This window comes from Microbacterium sp. ZW CA_36, assembly GCF_044987475.1.
Taxonomy (GTDB): domain Bacteria; phylum Actinomycetota; class Actinomycetes; order Actinomycetales; family Microbacteriaceae; genus Microbacterium.
In genome coordinates, this window is the sequence record NZ_JBJDRL010000011.1 from 78161 (window position 1) to 95099 (window position 16939).

General features: G+C 70.5%; 16 protein-coding genes. 4 read left to right on the forward strand and 12 right to left on the reverse strand.

Translation table 11 applies throughout. From position 1 onward, the window contains the following. Positions 1 to 193: 193 nt before the first annotated feature. Entirely contained in the window at positions 194 to 1609 is a 1416-nt protein-coding gene (locus tag ACI3KX_RS07505) for an NAD(P)/FAD-dependent oxidoreductase (protein ID WP_404909185.1), read from the forward strand. A gap of 57 nt (positions 1610 to 1666) precedes the next feature. On the opposite strand, the gene ACI3KX_RS07510 is transcribed toward ACI3KX_RS07505, so the two are convergent. Further along, a complete protein-coding gene (locus tag ACI3KX_RS07510) occupies positions 1667 to 3145 on the reverse strand; it encodes a helix-turn-helix domain-containing protein (protein ID WP_404909187.1) in 1479 nt (492 codons plus the stop codon). 324 nt (positions 3146 to 3469) lie between these two features. On the opposite strand from ACI3KX_RS07510, the gene aceB reads away from it, so the two are divergent. Continuing rightward, on the forward strand, positions 3470 to 5110 hold the full coding sequence (aceB, locus tag ACI3KX_RS07515) for a malate synthase A (protein WP_404909212.1): 1641 nt from the start codon (positions 3470 to 3472) through the stop codon (positions 5108 to 5110). A gap of 50 nt (positions 5111 to 5160) precedes the next feature. Continuing rightward, on the forward strand, positions 5161 to 6756 hold the full coding sequence (locus ACI3KX_RS07520; protein WP_404909189.1) for an isocitrate lyase: 1596 nt from the start codon (positions 5161 to 5163) through the stop codon (positions 6754 to 6756). Between the two features lie 94 nt (positions 6757 to 6850). Here ACI3KX_RS07520 and ACI3KX_RS07525 read toward each other — a convergent pair whose 3' ends face one another. The 5 genes from ACI3KX_RS07525 to ACI3KX_RS07545 form a co-directional block, all read right to left on the reverse strand. Beyond that, positions 6851 to 7483, reverse strand: coding sequence for a response regulator (locus tag ACI3KX_RS07525; RefSeq protein WP_404909191.1), 633 nt, complete (start codon positions 7481 to 7483; stop codon positions 6851 to 6853). Then, a complete protein-coding gene (locus ACI3KX_RS07530) occupies positions 7480 to 8682 on the reverse strand; it encodes a sensor histidine kinase (protein WP_404909193.1) in 1203 nt (400 codons plus the stop codon). The genes ACI3KX_RS07525 and ACI3KX_RS07530 overlap by 4 nt, the downstream gene beginning before the upstream one ends. Before the next feature lie 75 nt (positions 8683 to 8757). Next, a complete protein-coding gene (locus ACI3KX_RS07535) occupies positions 8758 to 9633 on the reverse strand; it encodes an ABC transporter permease (RefSeq protein WP_404909195.1) in 876 nt (291 codons plus the stop codon). Further along, positions 9630 to 10529: an ABC transporter ATP-binding protein gene (locus ACI3KX_RS07540; RefSeq protein ID WP_404909197.1), complete on the reverse strand. Its 900-nt coding sequence runs from the start codon at positions 10527 to 10529 to the stop codon at positions 9630 to 9632. Before ACI3KX_RS07540 ends, ACI3KX_RS07535 begins: the two co-directional genes overlap by 4 nt. A gap of 110 nt (positions 10530 to 10639) precedes the next feature. Beyond that, a complete protein-coding gene (locus ACI3KX_RS07545; protein WP_404909199.1) occupies positions 10640 to 10987 on the reverse strand; it encodes a hypothetical protein in 348 nt (115 codons plus the stop codon). Between the two features lie 145 nt (positions 10988 to 11132). Between ACI3KX_RS07545 and ACI3KX_RS07550 the strand changes: the two genes are divergently transcribed. Continuing rightward, complete coding sequence (locus tag ACI3KX_RS07550; RefSeq protein WP_404909201.1) at positions 11133 to 12353, forward strand: pyridoxal phosphate-dependent aminotransferase; 1221 nt, start codon at positions 11133 to 11135, stop codon at positions 12351 to 12353. A 73-nt stretch (positions 12354 to 12426) separates the two neighbouring features. Here ACI3KX_RS07550 and ACI3KX_RS07555 read toward each other — a convergent pair whose 3' ends face one another. The 6 genes from ACI3KX_RS07555 to ACI3KX_RS07580 all read right to left on the reverse strand — a co-directional run. Continuing rightward, complete coding sequence (locus ACI3KX_RS07555; protein ID WP_404909203.1) at positions 12427 to 13563, reverse strand: UDP-N-acetylmuramate dehydrogenase; 1137 nt, start codon at positions 13561 to 13563, stop codon at positions 12427 to 12429. 3 nt (positions 13564 to 13566) lie between these two features. Further along, positions 13567 to 13971, reverse strand: coding sequence for a MaoC/PaaZ C-terminal domain-containing protein (locus ACI3KX_RS07560; protein WP_349429017.1), 405 nt, complete (start codon positions 13969 to 13971; stop codon positions 13567 to 13569). 5 nt (positions 13972 to 13976) lie between these two features. Then, the gene (locus ACI3KX_RS07565; RefSeq protein WP_404909205.1) at positions 13977 to 14426 is read right to left on the reverse strand and encodes a MaoC family dehydratase N-terminal domain-containing protein; all 450 of its coding nucleotides are present in this window, start codon (positions 14424 to 14426) and stop codon (positions 13977 to 13979) included. A 9-nt stretch (positions 14427 to 14435) separates the two neighbouring features. Beyond that, positions 14436 to 15263 carry a sulfite exporter TauE/SafE family protein gene (locus ACI3KX_RS07570; RefSeq protein ID WP_363354124.1) on the reverse strand — a complete coding sequence of 276 codons (828 nt, stop codon included), beginning with the start codon at positions 15261 to 15263 and terminating at the stop codon, positions 14436 to 14438. Continuing rightward, positions 15260 to 16084 carry a DUF2510 domain-containing protein gene (locus ACI3KX_RS07575; RefSeq protein ID WP_404909207.1) on the reverse strand — a complete coding sequence of 275 codons (825 nt, stop codon included), beginning with the start codon at positions 16082 to 16084 and terminating at the stop codon, positions 15260 to 15262. The genes ACI3KX_RS07570 and ACI3KX_RS07575 overlap by 4 nt, the downstream gene beginning before the upstream one ends. A 142-nt stretch (positions 16085 to 16226) precedes the next feature. After that, positions 16227 to 16939, reverse strand: a 713-nt coding sequence (locus tag ACI3KX_RS07580) for an HAD-IC family P-type ATPase (protein WP_404909209.1), incomplete at its 5' end; no start/stop codon positions are given.

Genomic DNA, 16939 nt, shown 5'->3' on the forward strand with positions numbered 1-16939 from the left:
CCGTGTGAACCGGAAGTTCAACACCCCACAGCCCACCCGCGTGAACCGGAAGTTCAACACCCCACAACCCACCCGTGTGAACCGGAAGTTCAACGGCCGAAACGAGACGTTGCGCACGATCGGTACGGGAAGGAGTCCCGATGGTGACATTCCGTGTCACCGCGTACCGGTTAACGCCCGGCAGGATGGGCGGATGACCGTGCCCTCCAGCGCCGCGCCCGAGGCCCACACGATTCCCAACGGCGACGTGTCGTGGTGGTGGCGCGACCTCGGCGGCCTACCGACCCCGAGACCACCGCTGCCCGGCGACCTCGACGCCGACGTCGCGATCGTGGGGGCCGGCTACACCGGCCTGTGGACCGCGTACTACCTCAAGCGCGCACAGCCCGACTTGCGGGTGGTCGTGCTCGAACAGCGTTTCGCCGGCTTCGGCGCATCCGGTCGCAACGGCGGGTGGCTCACGAACACCGTCACCGGCGGCCGCGAGCGCTACGCCGAGACGCACGGCCGCGAGGCTGCGATCGCACAGCAGCGCGCACTCAACGAGACCGTCGACGAGGTCATCACCGTCGCGACCCGCGAGGGCGTCGACGCCGACATCGTCAAGGGCGGCGACTTCGGCGTCGCCCGCACGCCGGCACAGCTCGCGCGCCTTCGTGCAAGCGCGGAGGCCGAGCAGTCGTGGCCCCACACCGACGCGGAGGTGTGGGATGCCGAGGCGGCGGCATCCCGCATCCGGATCGCGGGCGCACTCGGCGCCGTGTGGCACCCGCACTGCGCGCGCATCCACCCCGCGAAGCTCGTGCGCGGTCTCGCCGATGCGGTCGAGCGGCTGGGTGTGACGATCTTCGAGCAGACCCACGTGCGAGAGATCTCGGCCGGCCGGGCGGTCACCGACCGCGGCACGGTCCGGGCGACCCATGTGCTGCGGGCGACCGAGGGTTTCACCGCCGACCTGCGCGGCGAGCACCGCACCTGGCTGCCCATGAACTCGTCGATGATCGTGACCGAACCCCTGCCGGCGGACTTCTGGCGCGCGGTGGGCTGGGACGGCCGCGACACGCTGGGCGACTTCGCGCACGTGTACATGTACGCGCAGCGCACCGCCGACGACCGCATCGCCTTCGGCGGGCGGGGCGTGCCCTACCGCTACGGGTCGCGCGTCGACACCGATGGCGCGACGCAGGAGCGCACGATCCGGTCGCTGACGCATCTCCTTCACGACTTCTTCCCGGATGCCGCGGCCACCCCCATCGCCCATGCCTGGGCCGGTGTGCTCGGGGTGCCGCGCGACTGGGCGGCGACCGTCGTGCACGATCGCTCCACCGGGCTCGGCTGGGCGGGCGGCTATGTCGGCACCGGCGTGACCGCGACCAACCTAGCCGGCCGCACCCTCTCCGACCTCGTGCTGGAGCGCGACACCGAGCTCACCCGCCTGCCGTGGGTGGGCCACCGAGCGAAGCGCTGGGAGATCGAGCCGCTGCGCTGGACAGCGGTGAACGCCATCTACACCGCCTACCGCATGGCGGATCGGTCCGAGGCCTCCGGTTCGTCAGCGCGCACCGCCTGGCCCGCCCACGTCGCCGACTGGGTCGCCGGACGCCACTGACGCCCCGCGGCCGACCCGCGGCATCACCTGATCTCGGCGACGGCGACGGCGACGGGATCAGCGGGGCGCGTGCGCCTCGAGGAACTCGTACACGTCGGTGGTGTCGACGCCGGGGAAGGCTCCCGTGGGCAGTGTCGCGAGCAGGGTGCGCGGCGTGCGCACATTCGGCCAGGACTGCTCGCGCCACGACGACTCCAGGTCGGCGGGCGCGCGGCGGCAGCACGCCTCCACCGAGTGGGTCGAGACGCCGCGGTTGGGGGTGTCGCGGCCGAGGAACCACTTCGTGTCGTCGAACCGCACGCCGACGCTGACCGAGTGCGCCCCCTCGCTCGACAGCTCCACGCGAGCCGTGCACCAGTAGGTGCCGTTCCCGGTGTCGGTGTACTGGTAGTAGGGGTTGAAGTGGTCGTCGACGTCGAAGACGACGCGCGAGGTCCACTTGCGACAGCACATCTGCCCCTCGATCGCGCCGAGGCGGTCGGTCGGGAAGTTGACGTCGTCGTTCTCGTAGACCTTCGTGATGACTCCCGACTCGTGCACCTTGAGGAAGTGCACGGGCAGGCCCAGGTGCACGGTCGCGAGGTTCGTGAAACGGTGCGCCGCGGTCTCGTACGACACCGAGTACGCGTCGCGGAGGTCTTCGATCGAGATCGACCGATCCTTCTTGGCCTCCTGCAGGAACGGCACAGCATGCGCCTCGGGGATGAGGAGGGCGCCGGTCAGGTAGTTGGTCTCCACGCGCTGGCGCAGGAAGTCGGCGTACGACGTCGGCTCGCGGTGGCCGAGGATCCGGCTCGAGAGCGCTTGCAGCACCGCCGTGCGCGGGTCGCCCTTGGTGGTGAGGCGGCTCGACAGGTAGAGGCGCCCGTTCTTGATGTCTGCCACCGACCGGGTCGTCTGCGGCAGGTCGGGCACGTAGTGCAGCGTGAAGCCGACATGGGCGGCGATATCGGATGCCGTCCGCTGGGTCAGCGGACCGCCCGGGTGGTCGACGGCGTCGAGAATCCCCCGCGCCTGCTGCTCCAGCTCGGCGAAGTAGTTGTTCTGCGTGCGCATGAGCTTGCGCAGCGCCACGTTCGCGCGACGCGCCTCCTCGGGGGTGGCGGCGCGCTCGTCGCGCAGCCGCTCGATCTCGCCCTGCAGCGCCAGCATCGCCTTCAGCGCCTCGGTGGGCACCGTCTTGCCGATGCGGAACGGCGGGATGCCGAGCGCCTGGAACGTCTGGCCGCGCATGGCGCGTTCGAGCGAGATCTCGAGCGTGGCGCGCTCGTCGAGCGGCTCGGACTCCAGGATCGCGTCGATCGATGAGCCGAGCGCCCGCGCGATCGACTGGAGCAGCGTGAGCTTCGGCTCGCGGCGACCGTTCTCGATCATCGACAGCTGACTGGGCGCGCGTTCGACGGCAGCGGCGAGCTCTTCGAGCGTCATGCCGCGGTCTGTGCGCAGCTGCCGGATCCGGCGGCCGATGGTGAGCGGGTCCACCTCATCATCGTCGGGGAGTTCACCGCGCGGATCGGTGGTCAACGTCGTCGTCATGGGTCGATTCTGTCACGAAAGCAGAAATACCCGAAAACTTCACACGTCGAATCGTCAGTTCAAGTGCCGAACTTCACCGCAGAGTGGTCACACGACCTACCGACGGTTGATCCAGAACGCGGATCACGGGATGCCCCGACCCGGCCCACACGCCGGGTGGAGCATCCCTCCGAAAAGTACACACGTCGCTTCCCGGTCGTTGAGCGAACGAGGAACGAGCGAGACGAAACGCGCTCCACCGAACGCGTTTCGGCTCGCAAGCTCGCTCAACGACCGGGACCGCACAGACAGGACAGGGACATGACACCTGCAACCGCCACCCCGATGCGTACGCGCACCGGCCCCATCCCCACCACGACCCACGAGCCCTCGATCGAGATCGCCGGCCGCATGCCGGCCCGGTACGACGAGATCCTCACCCCTGAGGCCATCGCGTTCCTCACCGAGCTGCACCAGCGCTTCGGCGCTCGTCGGCACGACCGGCTCGCCGACCGCATGCGCCGTCGCTTCGAGATCGGCAACGGGCACGACCCCCAGTTCCGCGACGACACCCGGCATATCCGCGAGGATGCCGACTGGCAGGTCGCGGGCGCCGGCCCCGGCCTCGAGGACCGGCGCGTCGAGATCACCGGCCCCACCGACCCGAAGATGACCATCAACGCGCTCAACTCCGGCGCGAAGGTGTGGCTCGCCGACCAGGAGGATGCGACCAGCCCGACCTGGAAGAACGTCATCGAGGGCCAGCTGAGCCTGCGCGACGCGATCCGCGGCGAGCTCGCGTTCACGAGCCCCGAGGGCAAGCGCTACGAGGTCACCGCGACCGAGACGCCGACGATCGTGATGCGTCCCCGCGGATGGCACCTGCCGGAGCAGCACATCAGCTTCACCGACCGCACCGGTCGCACGATGGCGGCGTCGGGCTCGCTGGTGGACTTCGGGCTGTACTTCTTCCACAACGCCGAGCGGCTGATCGCGAACGGCCGCGGGCCGTACTTCTACATCGCCAAGCTGGAGTCGAGCGAAGAGGCGAAGCTGTGGGACGACGTCTTCACCTTCAGCGAGCGCTACATCGGGATCCCGCACGGCACGATCCGTGCGACCGTGCTCATCGAGACGCTGCCTGCGGCGTTCGAGATGGAGGAGATCCTCTTCGAGCTGCGCGACCACTGTGCGGGCCTCAACGCCGGGCGCTGGGACTACATCTTCTCGATCATCAAGAACTACCGCGGCCGGGGCGCACGGTTCGTGCTGCCCGACCGCAGCGAGGTCACGATGACCGTGCCGTTCATGCGCTCCTACACCGAGCTGCTCGTGCAGACGTGCCACAAGCGCGGCGCCTTCGCGATCGGCGGCATGAGCGCCTTCATCCCGAACCGCCGCGACCCCGAGGTGACGGCGACGGCGTTCGAGAAGGTCGCCGCCGACAAGAAGCGCGAGGCCGGCGACGGGTTCGACGGCACGTGGGTGGCCCACCCCGACCTGATCCCGGTCGCACGGGCCGAGTTCGATGCGGTGCTGGGCGATCGCCCGAACCAGCTCGACCGTCAGCGTCCCGAGGTGCGCGTGAGCGCGGGCGACCTGATCGACGTGCACATCGGGCGTCCGATCACTGCGGCGGGCGTGCACGCGAACGTGTCCGTGGCGATCCGCTACCTCGAGGCCTGGCTGCGCGGCCTGGGCGCGGTGGCGATCGACAACCTCATGGAGGATGCCGCGACCGCCGAGATCAGCCGCAGCCAGGTGTGGCAGTGGATCCACCAGGACCGCACCACCGAGGACGGCACCCCGATCACCCGCGAGTACGTGGAGGGTCTGATCACCCAGGTGCTGGGCGAGGTCGAGCGGCGCGAGGGCGACCGCTTCGACGACGCGGCGGAGATCTTCCGTGACGTCGCCCTCGGCCAGGACTTCCCGGCGTTCCTCACGCTGCCGGCCTACTCGCGCTTCCTGATCGAGACCGACTGACGCGGCATCCGCTTCTCGGGACACGAACCACCTATCGCAAAGGAAACACCATGACCGCCTACAACGACGACATCGAAGCCATCCGGGCGCTCAAGGAGCAGCACGGCTCCAGCTGGGACGCCATCGACCCCGAGTCCGCCGCCCGCATGCGGGCGCAGAACCGCTTCCGGACGGGACTCGAGATCGCTCAGTACACGGCCGACATCATGCGCCGCGACATGGCGGAGTACGACGCCGACTCGTCGGTGTACACGCAGTCGCTCGGCGTGTGGCACGGCTTCATCGGGCAGCAGAAGCTCATCTCGATCAAGAAGCACCTCAAGAGCACGAACAAGCGCTACCTCTACCTGTCGGGCTGGATGGTCGCCGCGCTGCGCTCGGAGTTCGGTCCTCTTCCCGATCAGTCGATGCACGAGAAGACATCGGTGCCGGCCCTGATCGAGGAGCTCTACACCTTCCTCCGCCAGGCCGACGCCCGCGAGCTCGACCTGCTCTTCACGAAGCTCGACGACGCGCGCGTCGCCGGCGACGAGACCGCCGTCGAGTTCATCCAGTCGCAGATCGACAGCTACGAGACCCACGTCGTGCCGATCATCGCCGACATCGACGCCGGCTTCGGCAATCCCGAGGCCACCTATCTCCTCGCCAAGAAGATGATCGAGGCGGGCGCGTGCGCCATCCAGATCGAGAATCAGGTGTCGGATGAGAAGCAGTGCGGCCACCAGGACGGCAAGGTCACCGTCCCGCACGAGGACTTCATCGCGAAGCTCACGGCGGTCCGCTACGCGTTCCTCGAGCTCGGCATCGACAACGGCATCATCGTCGCCCGCACCGACTCGCTCGGTGCCGGCCTCACGCAGAAGCTCGCGGTGACGCACGAGCCGGGCGACCTCGGCGACCTGTACAACTCCTTCCTCGATGTCGAAGAGATCTCGGAGGGCGGTCTCGGCAACGGCGACGTCGTCATCAAGCGCGACGGCAGGCTGCTGCGCCCCAAGCGCCTGGCCAGCAACCTTTACCAGTTCCGCTCCGGAACCGGTGAGGAGCGCGTCGTGCTGGACTGCATCACGTCGCTGCGCAGCGGTGCCGACCTGCTGTGGATCGAGACCGAGAAGCCGCACGTGGAGCAGATCGCCGGCATGGTCGACGCGATCCGCGCCGAGGTCCCGAACGCGAAGCTCGTCTACAACAACAGCCCGTCGTTCAACTGGACGCTCAGCTTCCGCCAGCAGGCGTACGACCTGCTCGCGGAGCAGGGCGAGGACGTCTCGGCCTACGACCGCGGCGATCTGATGAACGTCCAGTACGACGACACCGAGCTGGCGCGGCTGGCCGACGAGAAGATCCGCACCTTCCAGCGTGAGGGTTCCGCTCGCGCCGGGATCTTCCACCACCTCATCACGCTCCCGACTTACCACACCGCGGCCCTGTCGACCGATGACCTCGCCAAGGGCTACTTCGGCGAAGAGGGCATGCTGGCCTACGTGAAGGGCGTGCAGCGTCGCGAGATCCGCGAGGGCATCGCCACGGTCAAGCACCAGAACATGGCCGGAAGCGACATCGGCGACAACCACAAGGAGTACTTCGCCGGCGACGCGGCTCTGAAGGCCGGCGGCCAGCACAACACGATGAACCAGTTCAGCTGATCGACGGCGACCACTGAAGACGATGGATGCCTCGGACCACCCGGTCCGAGGCATCCGTCGTTGCACGCACTGCCGCGTGAGAGTCGCCGAGCGGCTACCTGAGCAGCCCGCGCTCCATCGCCAGCGTCACGGCGCGGGTGCGGTCGGCGACGCCGAGCTTCTCGAAGACCTTCAGCAGGTGGGTCTTCACGGTCGATTCGCCGATCCCGAGCGCCACGGCGATCTGCTTGTTGCTGAGCCCCGTGGCGACCAGCCGCAGCACGTCGGTCTCGCGCGCCGTGAGCACGGTGCCGGGCTCGGGCCGCCGCATCCGTTCGACGAGGCGCACCGCCACCTGCGGCGAGAGCGCCGACTGCCCGGCCGCCACCGAGCGGATGCCGGCGACGATCTCGGCCTGTGGCGCGGCCTTGAGCAGATACCCCGACGCACCGGCCTCGATCGCCGCGAGGATCTGGTCGTCGGACTCGTACGTGGTGAGGATCAGCACGCGCGGCACGGGGTCGCCGGCCTCTCCCCCGGCGATCCGCGCGGTCGCGGCGACGCCGTCCACGTGCGGCATGCGCAGGTCCATCAGCACGACGTCGGGACGGGTCGCGGCGGCGAGGCGCACGGCTTCGTCGCCATCGGATGCCTCGCCCACGACCTCGAAGCCGGGCTCGTCCGACAGCAGCCCAGCGAGTCCAGCGCGCACGACCGGGTGATCGTCGGCGATGAGCAGCCGGATCATGAAGCCTCCTCGTTCGCATCCAGGACTGCATCCTCTCGAGCCGGCCGAAGCTGCACGCGCAGCGTCGTCCCGTGCCCCGCCGTCGAGGCGACCTGGATCGTGCCACCGGCGAGCGCCACGCGCTCCCGCATGCCGTCGAGCCCGAATCCGGCACCCGTCGCGTCGGGCTCGAACCCGCGTCCGTCGTCGGCGACCTCCAGCGACGCGGTGCCGCCGGGGTCCACGTGCACCCGCACCTCGACGAGGTCGGCCTCGGCGTGTTTCGCGGCGTTCGACAGGGCCTCCTGAAGACACCGCAGCAGCACGACCTGAGTCTCGCGGTCGAGCTCGCCCTCCACCCCTGCCGTGTCGAGCACGATGGCCGCCCGGCCCTGCGCACGGAAGCGCTCCACGAGGCGCTCGACCGCCGCGGCGAACGCGGGCTCGCGCGGCACAGCGGCCGTGCGGGCGACCAGGGCACGGGCCTCGGCGAGAGCGTCGCGCGCGACCTGCTCCACGGTCGCGATCGTCGAGGCGGCGGCATCGGTCTGTCCCTCACGCGACTGCCGGCCGGCCCGCTCCGCGAAGATCACCAGTCCGGCGAGGGTCTGTGCGAGCGTGTCATGGATGTCGCGGGCCAGGCGCTCGCGCTCGGCGGAAGCGCCCCGCTCGCGGCTGAGCGCCTCCACCTGGCCCTGGGCGGCCGTCAGCTCGGCGAGCAGCCGTTCGCGCTCCTCGCCGTACTCGGCGATCTGCGCGATCCACAGCCCGATCGCGATCGCGAACGAGAGCGAGAAGACAGCGGTTGTCGCTCCCGCGAGGAACGACTGCAGGTTCGGGCCATAGCCGAAGCTCGCACCCACGAACACGCTTCCCGCGATGACCGCGGATCCGCCGATCCCTCGGCGCCGGGAGTCGCCGACCACCCACACGAGCGGGTAGGCGAGCGTCTGCAGCATGGCCATGAACGGCGCGGCACCGGCGCCGATCCCGACCGCCACCGCCGCCACCGAGAGGAACGCGGGATACCGCCACGCCGCCCGCGGCGGCTCGACGGCGTCGCGACCGATCAGCGCGTACGCCGCCGCGAAGACGACGATCGCGGCGAGCGCGATCGCTGTGCGGGCGGCGGTCACGGGCGGGAAGAGGAACACCAGCGCGACGGCGATCACCGTCGAGACGATCGCCACGATCGCGTCCCACCGGCGCTTGCTCAGCATGGCGCCCCACCCTTTCCCGCCTCCGACGACCAGCGCCCGCCTCCGCACCATCGCGGCGGTTCGGGCATCGTCAGGCTACGCGTCGCGACGGATCCACCGGAAGGTGACGCGCGAGAGCACGAGACCGACGACGAGCCAGACAGCCAGCGCGATCGCCACCCCGGCGAGATCCCACTCGCCGTTCTGCTCGAGGGCCGCGTACTCCTCGGGGAGGAAGACGGCCCGCATCCCCTGCGCCATCCACTTGAGCGGGAACAGCCCGGCCACGTTCTGCAGCCACTCCGGCAGCTGCGAGAACGTCAGGTACACGCCCGAGATGAACTGCAGCGCCAGCGCGATCGGCACGACGACGGCGGTCGCACTCTTGGCGGTGCGAGGCACGGCCGACAGCGCGACACCGAGCAGCGCCGAGGTCGTGATGCCGAGCACGAACACCCAGGCGAACGTCGCCCAGCGCTCGGGTTCGGTGGGAAGCTCGACGCCCAGCACGAGCGATGCGAACAGGAGCAGCAGCGCGGACTGCAGCACACCGGTCACCAGCACCTGGCCGATCTTGCCGATGAAGTAGCTCACCGGCGACAGCGGGGTGCCGCCGAGCCGCTTGAGCATGCCGTCGGAGCGTTCGATCGCGATGTCCATCGCGAGGTTCTGGAAGCCCGACAGCAGCAGGCCGGCCGCGATCATGCCGGGGAGGTACAGCTGGGCCATCGAGATCGGGGGCACCCCGGGTGCGATCTGCACGTCGCCATCCGACCCGAACGCGACGCTGAACAGCCCCAGCATGAAGATCGGGAACAGGAAGGTGAAGAAGAGGGTGTCGCCCGAGCGGAAGTACTGCAGCAGTTCGAAGCGGGCCCGCCAGAGACCCACCGCCAGCAGACCGCGCCGCCGAGTGCCGCCGACCGCGCCACTTCGCGCGCTCGAGGATGGGCTCTGCATCGTGACGCTCATCGTCCTGCTCCCTTCGCAGCGACCGCATCGGATGCGGTGGCGGATGTCTCGGCCTCGGCCTCGGCCACCAGCCCGAGGTAGATGTCCTCGAGGCTGGGCCGCACGATCTCGAGCTCTTCCGGTGCCGCACCCAGGCGTGCGGCCAGCGCCGTGGTGAACCCGAACGGGTCGTCGGTGCGCTCCTCCCGCGGCATCCCGGCCTCCACCCACCTCACGACCGGCACGCGCGCCTCGGCGCCGCCGAACCCCGCGAGCGGGCCGATCGCCTGCATGCGGCCGGCGGCGATCACGGCGACCCGGTCGGCGAGCTGCGCGGCCTCGTCGAGGTAGTGGGTCGTGAGCAGGATCGTGGTGCCGTCGGTCTGCAGGCGACGGATCAGGTCCCAGAACTCTCGCCGCGCGTGCGGGTCGAAGCCGGTCGTCGGCTCGTCGAGGAACAGCAGCTCGGGCCGCCCGATGATGCCGAGTGCGACGTCGACGCGCCGCTGCTGACCGCCGGAGAGCTTCGAGATGCGGGTCTTGGCCTGCGCCTCCAGGCCGACCGCCGCGATCACCTCGTCGACGTCACGTGGGTCGGGGTAGAACCCCGCGAACTGCCGCAGCTGCTCCCGCACGGTGACCGGCCCCGAGATCCCCGCCGACTGCAGGACGATGCCGACCCGCGCCTTGAGGTCGAGCCCTCCCGTCGCGGGGTCGACGCCCAGCACTTCGACCTCGCCGCCCGACCGGCGACGGTACCCCTCGAGGATCTCGACGGTCGTCGACTTGCCCGCGCCGTTCGGCCCGAGCAGCGCGAACGTCTCGCCCTGCGCGATGTCGAACGACACCCCGTCGACGACCGCACGGCCGCCGTATGTCTTGCGCAGGTTCCGCACCCGCACCGCCTGTGTCTGCATGGTTCCAGACTGGCGGTGAGCTGATGCCGCGCCCAGCCGTCATCCGCTGGAGGAGGCATCCCCCATTCGGTGGATGCGACGCCCGTCGAGGTCAGGGGTCGCCGCAGGTCTCAGCCGGCCGGAAGCTGCCGGGAGGCGACGACCACGGGCGCGACCGGGGCGGCTGCGGCATCCGCTCGCTCCTCGGCGCGGAGCAGTCGCTGCCCGCGGATGCCGCCCGCCAGCGCCCATGCGAGCAGCCAGACGCCGGAGCCCACCGTGATGACGGCGGCGGCGCGCAGTCCCGCGTCGGGATCGAGCAGGACGACCAGGGCGATGAGCGACAGCACGCCGCCGACGATCGCACCGGTGGCGCCGATCCTCGTGAGCATGCACCCGCGCGCGAGCCACCAGGCGATTCCGCCCGCGGCGACGAGCACGATGGCGAGCACGACGGCTCCCCAGATCCAGGCGTCCACGAGGCACAGGGTACCGTGCGCTGGTGGCGCCCGGTAGCCCGCCGTCGGACGTTCCGTCGCGCCCGCCCGGCATCGCGCACAGTCACGGGCCGGTCGAGGGCGATTGGCCGCTGACCGCGACGCGCGCGCGGACTACGCTCGAAGCGTGACAGAACGCGCACCGCTCACCCGTACGCCCACGCTCTCCCGCAAGCTCAGCGCCATCGCCGAGTCGGCGACCCTCAAGGTCGATGCCAAGGCCAAGGCCCTGCAGGCCGCCGGACGGCCGGTCATCTCGTATGCGGCCGGCGAGCCCGATTTCGCGACGCCGCAGTTAATCGTGGATGCCGCAGCCGAGGCGCTGCACAACCCGGCGAACTTCCGCTACACGCCGGCGGCGGGTCTGCCGGTGCTCCGCGAGGCGATCGCGGCGAAGACGCTGCGCGACTCCGGCCTCGAGGTGGACCCGTCTCAGATCATCGTCACCAACGGCGGCAAGCAGGCCGTCTACCAGGCCTTCCAGACCGTGGTCAACCCGGGCGACGAAGTGCTGCTGCCGGCCCCGTACTGGACGACCTACCCGGAGGCGATCGCCCTGGCCGACGGCATCCCGGTCGAGGTTTTCGCCGGCGCCGACCAGGACTACAAGGTGACCGTCGCGCAGCTCGAGGCCGCACGCACCGACCGCACGACGGCGCTCGTGTTCGTGTCGCCGTCGAACCCGACCGGCTCGGTGTACACGGCCGAGGAGACCGCGGCGATCGGCGAGTGGGCCGTCGAGCACGGCATCTGGATCATCTCCGACGAGATCTACCAGAACCTGGTCTACGAAGGCACCCGCGCCGTCTCGATCGTGGAGGCGGTTCCTGATGCCGCGGCCCAGACGATCCTCGTCAACGGCGTCGCGAAGACCTACGCGATGACCGGCTGGCGCCTCGGCTGGATGGTCGGGCCGCAGGCGGCGATCAAGATCGCCGGCAACCTCCAGTCGCACCTGTGCTCGAACGTCAACAACATCGCGCAGCGCGCGGCGCTCGCGGCGCTCACCGGCCCGCAGGACGAGGTCGAGCAGATGCGTCAGGCCTTCGATCGCCGTCGCCGCACGATCGTGACCGAGCTGTCGAAGATCGACGGCGTCGAGGTGCCCACCCCGCTGGGCGCGTTCTACGTCTATCCCGACGTGCGCGGCCTGCTCGGCCGCGAGTGGGCGGGCAAGACGCCCACGACCTCGCTCGAGCTCGCCGACCTCATCCTCGAAGAGGCCGAGGTCGCCGTCGTGCCCGGTGAGGCCTTCGGCCCGTCGGGCTACCTGCGCCTCTCGTACGCACTCGGAGACGACGCGCTCCTCGAGGGCGTGCAGCGCCTGCAGCGCCTCTTCGCGTCGTAGCCGACGACGTCACAGAACGCGGATGCCTCGGTTCGAGGCATCCGCGTTCTGCGTCCGGCTCCCGCGCGAGGGACTAGAGCTCGACGTTCAGGAGCACGGGCTCGGGCTGGAGCACCAGGCCGAACTCGGACTGCACGCGGCCCTGGATGAAGCGGGCGAGCTCGGCGAGCTCGGCGGCGGTGGCGCTGCCGCGGTTGGTGAGGGCCAGCGCGTGCTTGGTCGAGAGGCCGGCGCGCGAGCGTGGCAGCTTGAATCCCTTGCGCACGCCGGCGTGCTCGATCAGCCATCCGGCGCTCACCTTGACATCGGATCGGACGGTCGACGTCGGCGGCACGTAGCCGTCGAAGTTCGCGAGCGGGATGACGAGCACCGGGTCGAGGTCGGGATGCACCGGCCAGCGGGGGCACGCGTCGGGAAGCGTGCGCGCGAAGGATGCCGAGACCACCGCGTTCTGGAAGAACGAGCCTGCGCTGTAGGTGTCGGGATCGTCGGCGTCGAGCACCATGCCCTTGCTGCGGCGGGTCTCGAGGATGCGCTCGCGCACCCAGGCGAGCGTCACCTCGTCGTCGGGACCGAGCCGCAGAGCCGTGCGCAGCTGGTCGCCGGCGATGCGGCGGGCGCCCGGGCCGACCTCGGGAAGGTCGAGGGTCACCGTGAGGATCACCGCGCGACGGGCGGGCGCCGAGCCGTAGTGGTGCTTGAGCACCGACGTGCGGAAGCCGAGGCCGAGCTCGGCGGCGGGCACCGTCGACACCTCGCCCGTGGACTCGTCGAGGAGCTCGACCTCGGTGAGCGTCTGCACGATCTCCTGGCCGTAGGCGCCGATGTTCTGCACGGGCGCGGCGCCGACGGTGCCGGGGATCCCCGACATCGCCTCGACGCCGCCGAGGCCCGCCTCGACGGCGTACGCGACGAGGGCGTCCCAATCGTGGCCGGCCTGCACCCGCAGGCGCGCGCGTCCGGGCAGCGGCGACGGCAACCGTTCGATGCCCTGGGTGAGCACGCGCACCACGGTGCCGTCGAACGGCTCGTCGCCGACGAACAGGTTCGAGCCGCCGCCCAGCACGAGCCAGTCATCGCCGGAGGCCCAGACGTCGCGCAGCGCCGCGACGAGCTCGTCGGCCGTCGGTGCGTCGATCATGCGCGCGGGTTCGCCGCCGGTGCGGAGGGTCGTGAGCCGCGACAGCGGAACGGGGGTGACCTCGGGCATGCGTCAGACGGTCCGGACGCGCACCTGCGCCTTGACCAGCACGGTCGTCTCGTTGAACGAGACCGTGAGGTCGATGCGGGCCGATTCTTCGTCGACGGCGCCGACCTTGGCGACGACGGTCACGTCGGCGCCGGTCTCGGAATCGACCACGACGGGCTTGGTGAACCGCACGCCGTACTCGAGGATGCGGCCGGTGTCGCCGATCCATGACTCGATCGTGCCGACGGCGAGGCCCATGGTGAGCATGCCGTGGGCGAGGACGCCGGGAAGACCCACCGCGGCAGCGACGTCGTCACGGTAGTGGATCGGGTTGAAGTCGCCGGATGCCCCGGCGTAGCGCACGAGGGACTCCCGGGTGAGGTGCACGGTCCGCTCGGCGACGACGTCTCCGACGGCGAGGTCTGTCAGCGCGCTCACTCGTCACCCTCCCCCACGAGCAGGATGGACGTCGCCGTCACGACGTGGTCGCCTGCGGCATCCGTGATCTCGGACTCGCTCGTCACCATGGCTGCCGCCCCCATCGCGCGGATGCCGGTGACCGACAGCTTCGCGGTGAGCTCGTCGCCCGCGACGATGGGCCGCGAGTAACGGAACTTCTGCTCGGCGTGCAGCACGTTCTTCAGGACGATGCCCGAGTCGGGCTCGCCCAGCAGCTGCTGGAGCGTGGCGTCGGTCACCACGATCGCGAAGGTCGGCGGCGCGACGACGTCGGCATAGCCGAGTGCCTGCGCGGCGGCGGGGTCGCTGTGCTGCGGGTCGTCGGCGAAGACGGCGCGCGAGAACTCGCGCACCTTCTCTCGACCCACGAGGTAGGGGGTCGTCGGCGGGAAGTCGCGGCCGACGAGCTCGGGGTTCACTGGCACCTGGCCATCCTACCGAGCGGGTTCCGCCGGGCCGGCCGGGCGGGGGCGTCCGCGCCACGCACGCAGCGCCATCTGCACCGCGATGACCACGAGGTACGCGGCGAACAGCATGTTGCCGACGAACGGGTCGATGATGGTCGCTGCCCACGCGCCGAGCGCCGTCGTGGTGCACGCTGAGACGCCCACGACCGCGGCCGCGACGAGGTCGACGTTGCGCCGGCGGACGTTGCCGAAGGTGCCCGAGACGGCCGTCGGGATCATCATGAGCAGCGAGGTGCCCTTGGCGACGAGATCGCTCGTGCCGAAAAGCACCATCAGCGCCGGGACGACGATGATGCCGCCGCCCACGCCGATGAGTCCCGACAGGATGCCGGTGACCACGCCCAGCACCACCAGCGCCGCTCCACTGAACCAGGTGAGGACGAGCTCGGCATCCCGGGAGGGGATCACGACGAACAGGCTCACGATCACCGCCGCCAGGAAGCCGACGAACGACCAGCGGAGCACGGTGAGCGAGAGCCGTGGCAGCAGCCACGTGCCGATCTGGGCGCCGACGACGGCGCCGGCCGCGAGCAGCAGCGCGGGGATCCACGCGACAGAGCCGTGCACCGCGTACGAGATCACGCCCACGGCCGCCGTCGGCACGATCGCGGCCAGGGACGTGCCGGCGGCGAGGCGCTGATCGAAGCCGAGCAGCAGGACGAGGAAGGGCACGATGACCGTGCCGCCGCCCACGCCGAACAGGCCCGACAACAGTCCTGCGAGCAGGCCGATGCCTACGCAGGCGAGGTAGAACCGGGTGTCGTGAGCGGGTCGGGGCGTTTCTGCCGCGGTCATTCGTCGTAGTACAGGTCGTCGATGAGCCACGTGCCATCGGCGGCGACGAGCGTGTAGTGGTACACCGTCGAGCCGGGTGCCGGGTCGATCGGGTCGCCGTTCCCATCGATGACCGCGGTGTAGGTCTCTTCGGTCGTCACCGCGATCTCGTCCGCCTGGGTCTCGACGTCGGTGACCCGCACCTCGTAGTCGTCGAAGTTCGCGTCGAAGCCCTCGGCATCCGCTTCGAAGGTGGGGCAGTCGGTGAATCCGTTCTCGGCGCGGAAGTTCTCGGTGGTCGCGGCCGTGAAGGCCTCGCAGTCGCCGTCCTGCCAGGCGTCGTCGTAGAGCTCGACCGCGGAGACCGCTGCGCGCTCATCGTCGGTGTCGGCGGTGCTTCCCGCGGTCGCCGCCGACAGCATGAGCAGGGGGATCAGCACGGCCGCGGCGATCACGATGCCGAGCAGCACCACACCGAGCACGACCCACACGATCCACAGCTTCGAGCTCTTGCGCGGCTCGGTGGCGGCGGCGAAGGCACCGCCCGCGGGAGCGCCGGGGTACGCGCCGTGCGGGTTCCCCGGGTCGCCGGGCGGGTACTGCGGTGCGGGCTGCGCCGCGCCCTCTGGCTGCCCAGGTCCGCCGGGCTGTGCGAGGGGGTCGGCCTGGGCCGGTGCGCCCTCCTGCCCGAACCCGAGCTGGCCGGCGACGATCTCGGCCTCTGTCGGGGCGGGCGACGACTCGGCGTCGGGCTGGGCGACATGCTCCGTCCACTGCTGCCCGTCCCACCAGCGCAGTGCGCCGTGACCGTCGTCGTACCAGCCGGGAGGAGTCGTCGTCATTGTCAAACCCTATCGCCGCGCCGCGAGGGTGCCAGGACGGCGGATGCCGCGGCCGACGCGGCCGGCCCGTGCGCGTACCGCCCACCGCGTCCTCCCCGCAGCGCGACGGCGCTGCGGGGAGACGGGGCGGGACGGCGGCCGGTCAGCGCTCGAGCACGGCGCGGGCGCTGCGCTCGGGGCTGAGGTCGAGCCGCCGCAGAAGCTGGGCGTTCAGGGCCACGACGACGGTCGACAGCGACATCAGGATGGCACCGACCGACATCGGCAGCACGAACCCGATGGGGGCGAGCACACCCGCCGCGAGCGGCACCGAGATGAGGTTGTACCCGGCGGCCCACCACAGGTTCTGCGTCATCTTGCGGTAGCTCGCGCGGGACAGCTCGATGATCGACAGCACCGAACGCGGGTCGCTCGACGCGAGGATGACCCCTGCCGATGCGATCGCGACGTCGGTGCCGGCGCCGATCGCGATGCCGACGTCGGCTCGCGCCAGCGCAGGGGCATCGTTCACGCCGTCGCCCACCATCGCGACCTTGAGCCCCTCGTCCTGCAGCTCGGCGACCTTCCGCTCCTTGTCTTCGGGGCGGACACCGGCGAACACACGACGGATGCCGAGGGCTTCGGCGACCGAGCGGGCGACGGGCTCGGCATCCCCCGTGATCATGACGACCTCGACGCCGAGCTTCTGCAGGGCATCGACGGCCTCACGCGACTCTGGCCGGATCTCGTCGGCGAGCGCGAGCCCGCCGACCACCTCGCCGTCGCGCACCACATGGAGGACGATCGAGCCCTGCTCGCGCCACTGGGCAGCGGCCGCGACAGCGCTCGCGCCGACTTCCTCGAGCAGGCGCGGAC

What these genes read in the sequence shown, in the direction of transcription:
- ACI3KX_RS07505 (WP_404909185.1), top strand. Translation starts at nt 194, where the DNA reads ATGACCGTGCCCTCCAGCGCCGCGCCCGAGGCCCACACGATTCCCAAC.
- ACI3KX_RS07510 (WP_404909187.1), bottom strand. Translation starts at nt 3,145, where the DNA reads ATGACGACGACGTTGACCACCGATCCGCGCGGTGAACTCCCCGACGAT.
- aceB (WP_404909212.1), top strand. Translation starts at nt 3,470, where the DNA reads ATGCGTACGCGCACCGGCCCCATCCCCACCACGACCCACGAGCCCTCG.
- ACI3KX_RS07520 (WP_404909189.1), top strand. Translation starts at nt 5,161, where the DNA reads ATGACCGCCTACAACGACGACATCGAAGCCATCCGGGCGCTCAAGGAG.
- ACI3KX_RS07525 (WP_404909191.1), bottom strand. Translation starts at nt 7,483, where the DNA reads ATGATCCGGCTGCTCATCGCCGACGATCACCCGGTCGTGCGCGCTGGA.
- ACI3KX_RS07530 (WP_404909193.1), bottom strand. Translation starts at nt 8,682, where the DNA reads ATGCTGAGCAAGCGCCGGTGGGACGCGATCGTGGCGATCGTCTCGACG.
- ACI3KX_RS07535 (WP_404909195.1), bottom strand. Translation starts at nt 9,633, where the DNA reads ATGAGCGTCACGATGCAGAGCCCATCCTCGAGCGCGCGAAGTGGCGCG.
- ACI3KX_RS07540 (WP_404909197.1), bottom strand. Translation starts at nt 10,529, where the DNA reads ATGCAGACACAGGCGGTGCGGGTGCGGAACCTGCGCAAGACATACGGC.
- ACI3KX_RS07555 (WP_404909203.1), bottom strand. Translation starts at nt 13,563, where the DNA reads ATGCCCGAGGTCACCCCCGTTCCGCTGTCGCGGCTCACGACCCTCCGC.
- ACI3KX_RS07570 (WP_363354124.1), bottom strand. Translation starts at nt 15,263, where the DNA reads ATGACCGCGGCAGAAACGCCCCGACCCGCTCACGACACCCGGTTCTAC.
- ACI3KX_RS07575 (WP_404909207.1), bottom strand. Translation starts at nt 16,084, where the DNA reads ATGACGACGACTCCTCCCGGCTGGTACGACGACGGTCACGGCGCACTG.